The organism is Streptomyces pseudogriseolus (genome assembly GCA_002154585.1).
Taxonomy (GTDB): Bacteria; Actinomycetota; Actinomycetes; order Streptomycetales; family Streptomycetaceae; genus Streptomyces; species Streptomyces pseudogriseolus.
In genome coordinates this window covers 1-5,867 of sequence record MUNG01000409.1, presented here as the reverse complement: position 1 = coordinate 5,867, position 5,867 = coordinate 1, and the positions used below count along the sequence as shown (strand labels likewise).

At 74.2% G+C, this 5,867-nt stretch carries 4 protein-coding genes; 3 read left to right on the top strand and 1 reads right to left on the bottom strand.

All coding sequences use genetic code 11. From position 1 onward, the window contains the following. Both CCN29_RS29275 and CCN29_RS29270 read left to right on the top strand, forming a co-directional pair. The coding region (locus CCN29_RS29275) for an ATP-binding protein DrrA1-3 family domain-containing protein (RefSeq protein WP_143661400.1) at positions 1-534 on the top strand (534 nt) is incomplete at its 5' end. After that, positions 531-1,370: an ABC transporter permease gene (locus CCN29_RS29270; protein ID WP_006130076.1), complete on the top strand. Its 840-nt coding sequence runs from the start codon at positions 531-533 to the stop codon at positions 1,368-1,370. The genes CCN29_RS29275 and CCN29_RS29270, both read left to right, overlap by 4 nt. On the opposite strand, the gene CCN29_RS29265 is transcribed toward CCN29_RS29270, so the two are convergent. Next, complete coding sequence (locus CCN29_RS29265) at positions 1,371-4,682, bottom strand: AfsR/SARP family transcriptional regulator (protein WP_086685574.1); 3,312 nt, start codon at positions 4,680-4,682, stop codon at positions 1,371-1,373. Positions 4,683-4,836: 154 nt separating this feature from the next. Here CCN29_RS29265 and CCN29_RS29260 point away from each other — a divergent pair, with 154 nt between their 5' ends. Further along, positions 4,837-5,631, top strand: coding sequence for a site-2 protease family protein (locus CCN29_RS29260; protein ID WP_006130074.1), 795 nt, complete (start codon positions 4,837-4,839; stop codon positions 5,629-5,631). Positions 5,632-5,867: the final 236 nt, after the last annotated feature.

Below are 5,867 nucleotides of genomic sequence, written 5' to 3'. Positions count from 1 at the left end.
GTGCTGTACCTGGACGAGCCGACCACCGGCTTGGACCCGCGCACCCGCAACGAGGTGTGGGACGAGGTGAAGCGGCTGGTCGGCGACGGGGTGACCGTGCTGCTGACCACCCAGTACATGGAGGAGGCCGAGCAGCTCGCCTCCGAGCTGACCGTGGTGGACCGCGGCAAGGTCATCGCGAGCGGCGGCATCGAGGAGCTGAAGGCCAAGGTCGGCGGCCGCACGCTGCGGATCCGGCCGGCCGACCCGCTGGAGCTGCGCCCGCTGGCGAACGCCCTCGACTCCCTCGGGATCACCGGGCTCGCCACGACGACCGTGGACACCGAGCGGAGCTCCGTGCTCGTCCCCGTGCTCAGCGACGAGCAGTTGACGGCCGTGGTCGGCGCGGTCACCGCGCGCGGCATCACCCTCAGCTCCGTCACCACCGAACTGCCCAGCCTGGACGAGGTGTTCCTGTCCCTCACCGGCCATCGTGCCAGTGCCCCGCAGGACGCCGCGCCCGCCGAGACCCACGAGGAGGTCGTCGCCGTATGAGTGCCGCCACCGCCACCGCCAACGCCACCGCCGCCATCACCGGCCTCCGCGCCGACGCGCGGATCTCGCCACGGGCCCATCTGCGTCACACCGGGGCGCTGGTGCGCCGCAACCTGCTGTGGATACGGCAGGACCCGGAGTCGATGTTCGACGCCGTGCTGTTCCCGATCGTCTTCACCCTGCTGTTCGTGTTCGTCTTCGGCGGCTCGATCGGTCAGTCCCTGGGCGGCGGGCAGCAGGCGTACGTGCAGTACATCGTGCCCGGCCTGATGGCCATGATGGGCATGAACATGGCCCAGGGAGTGGGCACCGGGTTCAACCAGGACTTCAACTCCGGGGTCATGGACCGCTTCCGGTCGCTGCCCATCGGGCGCGGCTCGGTGCTGTTCGCGAAGATCTCGGTCGAGATGGTGCGGATGCTGATCGCCACCGCCATCCTGCTGGTCGTCGGTGTGCTCGTCGGCTTCGACATCCACAACTGGCCGGGGCTGTTCGCCGCCGTGGGACTGTCCGCGGTGTTCGGGTCCGCCCTGATGTGGATCTTCCTCACGCTGGGCGTGGTGATGAAGAACGCGCAGTCGGTCCAGGCGATGGGCTTCCTGGTGCTGATGCCGCTCCAGTTCGGCTCGTCGATCTTCGCTCCGACGCAGTCGATGCCGGGCTGGCTGGAGGCCTTCACCCAGGTCAATCCGCTGTCCGCGCTGGCCGACGCCGCGCGCGGGCTGATGGTCGGCGGGCCGGTCGCCCACGACCTGTGGCTGACGCTGGCCTGGTCCGTGGGCATCACGGCGGTCATGGCGCCGATCGCCATCCACACCTTCCGTACGAAGACCTGATCACGCGCCGCCGTGCGCCGGCCGCGGTCGCGCCGGGTCGAGCAGGGCGACGGCCTCCTCCTGGGAGAGGCCGTCGCCCTCGGCGTACGCGGCCTCGAAGGCGGCCTCGTCCAGCACCTCCCGGATCCGGGCCTCGGCGCGGGCGCGGGTGGTGCGCTCCACGAGCGCCTGGGGATGACTCTCGGGCAGCCAGGAGCCGGCGGCGCCCAGGCAGCGGGCCGCGTCCCGCGCGTGCCGTCCGCCGTCGAGCCCGGCGAGGGCGACGGCGGCCACGACCAGGTACGCGGCGGTCATGTGCGGGGCCATGGCCGCGGACAGCGGGTCGCTCGCCTGCCGGATCGCCTCCCGGGCGATCTCGAGCCCCCGCGCGTCGTCGCCCTCGGCCACCTCGATATAGGCCTCGGCGCCGAGGATGAACGCGTCGAAGACGACGTAGTGCGCGATGCGGAACTCCTCGCGCAGCGCCCGCACCTGCTCGCGGGCCTCCGCCGTGCGTCCGCTGACGCACAGCCAGCCGATCAGGAACAGCCGGGCGGCGGGCAGCGCCTCGATGTGCCGGCCGCGGGTGCTGTCGATGACCTCGCGCAGCAGCCGCTCCCCGTGCTCGGTGTCCCCCGCCTCGATCAGCGCGTTGCCGAGCCGGGCGGTGAGCACGGCCGTGTGGGAGTGGGCACCGAGGCGTTCGGCGTGCCCGATGGCCGCCTCGTAGTCGGCGGCGGCCTCCCGGTAGGCGCCCGCGCGTTCCCGGGCCTCGCCGCGCGCGGAGAGCGCCTCGGCGGTGCCCCAGGTGTCGCCGAGCCTGCGGTGGATCTCCAGGGCCTCGTCGGCGTCACGGCGGGCGTCGCCGGCCCAGTCGCTGCGGTTGGCGAGGAAGTTGGCGCGCAGCTGGAGGTTGCAGGCCAGCTCCCATTCGAAGCCGGGGTTCTCCCGGGAGGTGCGGACCGCCGCGTCCACCACCTCGCGCAGCCGCTCCATGTCCCCGGTGAGCATCACGGCGAAGGTCCACAGCAGGCCCGGCGGGCGGCAGACCTGCGGCAGCCCCGGCTCGTACGTCGCGGCCACCAGGCGCAGCCGGTGCTGGGCCTGCGGGGTCTGCCAGTCGTCCAGCTCGGTGTCCATCTGGGCGAGATGGGCCAGGTGCACCCCGCGGCGGGCCTCGGCGAGCAGCTCGCCGGTCAGCGGGGGCGGCCGGTCGGTGCAGCGCTGCCACAGCGGCGCGGCCGGCCGCACGGGTTCGGCGAACGGGTCGGGGGCGAGCGCCATGACCTCCCTGCACCAGTTGCGGGCCTCGATGCGCAGGTCGCGCATCTGCCAGTACCAGACCAGGGACAGGGTGATGCAGATCGCCTCCTGCTCGTCGCGCCGGGTGACGGCGTGGCGCAGGGCGGTGCGCACGTTCTCGTACTCGCGCTCCAGCCGGGCGACGCCCTCCGCCTGGCGCGGGCCGCGCAGCATCGGCTCGGTGGTGCGGGCGAGTTCGCGGTAGTACGTCAGGTGGGCGCGTTCGGCGTCGTCGCGGCCGCCGGTCTCGTCGAGGCGTTCGCCCGCGTACTCGGCGACGGTCTCCAGCAGCCGGTAGCGCATGCCGCCGTCGCCCGAAGGCGCGGCCACCACCAGCGACTTGTCGACGAGGGAGCCGAGCGCGTCCAGGGCGGCGGGCCCGCACACGGCCTCGGCGGCGGTGAGGTCGCAGCCGCCCGCGAAGACGGACAGGCGGCACAGCACGTCGCGTTCGGCGGCGTCGAGCAGTTCCCAGGACCAGTCGACGACGGCCCGCAGGGTCTGCTGGCGGGGCAGGGCGGTGCGGCTGCCGGAGGTGAGGAGGCGGAAGCGGTCGTCGAGCCGGTCGGCGATCTGGCGCGGGGTGAGCATCCGCAGCCGGGCGGCGGCGAGTTCGATGGCGAGGGGCAGGCCGTCGAGGCGGCGGCAGATCTCGGCGCACGCCTCCGGGTCGTCGTCGGTGCGGAAGCCGGGACGGGCGGCGGCCCCGCGCTCGGCGAACAGGCGCAGCGCCACCGGTTCCGGCAAGGGCTCCACGGGGCGCAGCAACTCGCCGCGCACGTTGAGGGGTTCGCGGCTGGTGGCGAGGACGGTGAGGCCGGGGCAGCGCTCGAGGAGGGTTTCCACCAGACGGGCGGCGGCCTCGACGACGTGCTCGCAGTTGTCGAGGATCAGCAGCATGCGGCGGGGCCCGCAGTGCTCGGCGAGCCGTTCCACGGGGGCGCTGTGCCGGTCGGTGACGGCCCGCATGCTCTCTGCGCCGGCGCCGTACAGCACGGTCTGGCGGGCGCCGACGGCGGTGAGGACCGCCTCGGGCACGGCGCCGGGGTCGTCCACGGGAGCCAGTTCCGCCAGCCATACGCCGTCGGGGTGGGCGGCGCGCACGGTCTCGGCGGCCTCCTGCGACAGCCTGGTCTTGCCCGCCCCGCCCGGGCCGAGAAGCGTCACCAGGCGGGCGGCCGTGAGGTCGGCGCGGATCGTCTCGATGTCCGCCTCACGGCCGACGAACGAGGTGAGGCGGGCGCGCAGGTTGCCGGGCGCGGGGCCGCCGCCGGGCCGGGCGGGTGGTGGCTCGTCCGGCTCCGGGCTGAGCAGTTCGGCGTGCAGGGCGCGCAGTTCCGCGCCGGGGTCGGAGCCGAGGCGGTCGGCGAGCAGCCGGCGCACCTCGTCGTAGGCGGCGAGCGCCTCGGCGGTGCGGCCGGTGTCGCGCAGGGCGCGCAGCCGCAGCGTCTGGAGCGGCTCGTCCAGGGGGTGGCTGTCGCAGAGGGCGGTCAGTTCGGGCAGGGACTGCTCGGCCTGGCCGAGGGCCAGGGCGGCGGTGTGGCGGGCGCGCTCCACGTCGAGGTGGCGCGTCCGCACGCGGGCCGCCTCGGCGGTGCGGTCGGGCAGCCCGGGCAGCGCGGGGCCGCCGCGCCACAGGGCGAGGGCGTCGTCGAGCACGGTGGCCGCCTTGGCGGGGTCGCCGTCGCCCAGGGCGCGCAGGCCCTCGCCGGCCAGCCGCTCGAAGCGGTGCAGGTCGACGTCGTCGGGCGCGGCGGTGAGCCGGTAGCCGCCGTCGGCGGAGGCGACCGCGTCCGCGCCCAGCACGCGGCGCAGCCTGCCCACCAGGGCCTGCACCGCGCCGGTGGCGTCGGCGGGCGGGTCGCCGTCCCAGACCTCCTCCACCAGCAGGCCGACCGGCACGCTGCGGCCGGCCCGCAGGGCGAGCACGGTCAGCAGGGCGCGCAGCCGTGCGCCGCCCACGGGGACGACGGTGCCGTCGGGGCGGACTGCCTGGGTGGTGCCGAGGATGCGGTAGCGCACGGGGTCCATTCTCTCCGGTGCCGGCCGCGGCGGTGAGGCGGCCCGGCGTCAGGGGCGCCCCCACCTTGCACGGAACCGGCCGCCCGTGCGAAACGTTTTCCGGGCGTGGCGGGCACGGGTACGGTCGGGCAGGCCCGCGCGCTCTTCTCATCCAGGGAGTTCCATGACCACCGCCGCCACCCGTCCCAGCGACCGGCGGGTCAGTCCCGTCTTCCTGGGCATCCTGGCCGTCTCGGCCGTCACCGGCTGGGCCACCTGGACGGGGTTCGCGGCCGAGCCGGGGCTCGCGGTGTTCCTCTTCGTGACGTCCGCGTGGGTCGTCTCCCTGTGCCTGCACGAGTACGCGCACGCGCGCACCGCCCTGCACGGCGGGGACATCTCGGTCGGCGCGAAGGGGTATCTCACGCTGAACCCGATGAAGTACACGCACGCGCTGCTGAGCGTGGTGCTGCCCGTCGTGTTCGTGATCATGGGCGGGATCGGTCTGCCAGGCGGGGCGGTGTTCATCGAGCGCGGCCGGATCCGGGGGCGGTGGAAGCACAGCCTGATCTCCGCGGCGGGTCCGCTGACGAACGTGCTGTTCGCGGTGGTGTGCACGGCGCCGTTCTGGCTGGGCGCGGTGGACGGCGTGCCGCCGGCGTTCCGGTACGCGCTGGCGTTCCTCGCGTTGCTTCAGGTGACGGCGGCGATTTTGAACTTCCTGCCGGTGCCGGGGCTGGACGGGTACGGGGTGATCGAGCCGTGGCTCTCTCATGGCGTCCGCCGCCAGGTGGAGCCGTTCGCCCCGTTCGGGCTGCTGTTCGTTTTCGCGCTGCTGTGGGTGCCGTCGGTGAACGGGGTGTTCTTCGACGCGGTCGACGGTTTGCTGGGGGTGCTCTGCATCGAGGAGATCGACACGTACTGCGGATTCGACTTGTTCCGCTTCTGGAAGGGCGCGGACGAGTTCTGCGGAGTCTGAGGGGCGCGCCTCTCCACCGCCGCCCGCCGCTGCGGGCAATCGTGCCGCTGGGGCGGCACGGGTGGGCGCAGCGGCACCCACCACCGTGGGTAGGTGACCGACGGGTGCGGGAGTGCACCTACCGACGCTGCACAGGCGCCCGAGTTTCGGCACCGCACGGCGTGGACGCTCGGGCCGCTGATGGCCAAGGTCGCTGCGCCCACCCGTGCCGCCCTGCGGCACGACTGCCCGCAGCG